This is a genomic window from Methylobacterium sp. J-026, from assembly GCF_022829585.1.
Lineage (GTDB): Bacteria > Pseudomonadota > Alphaproteobacteria > Rhizobiales > Beijerinckiaceae > Methylobacterium.
Genome location: NZ_JAKSYC010000005.1, coordinates 1 through 647 on the forward strand (window position 1 = coordinate 1; position 647 = coordinate 647).

The 647-nt window shown below is 71.1% G+C and carries 1 protein-coding gene; it reads left to right on the forward strand.

What is annotated here, in order from left to right:
* Window positions 1-647, forward strand: a 647-nt coding sequence (locus MKK69_RS00075; protein WP_409564758.1) for an outer membrane protein, incomplete at both ends; no start/stop codon positions are given.

The window sequence follows — 647 nt, forward strand, 5'->3', positions numbered from 1 at the left end:
GCGTTCACCGCCCTGACGGCCGCCGCCTCGGCCGCCGACCTTCCCCGCCGCGCCGCGCCGCCGCCGGTGTTCACCCCCGTGCCGGTGTTCACCTGGACGGGCGCCTACTTCGGTATCAACGCCGGCTACGCGTTCGACGCCTCCAGCCGCAGCAACAACAACTCCACCTTCGGCGTCCCGGCCCCCTACGCCGCCGCCGGCACCACCGCCACCTTCGGCAACCGCAGCCAGGACGGCTTCTCCGGCGGCGCCCAGATCGGCTACAACTATCAGTTCACCCCGGGCTCGGGCGTGGTCGTCGGCATCGAGGCCGATGCCCAGTACCTCGACTTCGGCCGCAGCCGGAACAACGCCTTCATCAACGGCTCCCTCGCCCCCGGCTACTACGTCACCGACCCGCGCGGCTTGTCGAGCCTCCACTACTTCGGCACCGTTCGCGGCCGCCTCGGCTACGCCTTCGACCGCACCCTCGTGTACGGCACCGGCTGCTTCGCCTACGGCTCGGGCAGCGCCGACCGCTCCTTCGGCCGCTACGCCGGCAACGACAGCTTCCGCACCGGCTACGCGGTCGGCGGCGGCGTCGAATTCGCGCTCCCCACCGAGTCGTTCCTGAACTTCTTCCGCTCCTCGGCCGTGACGCTCAAGGT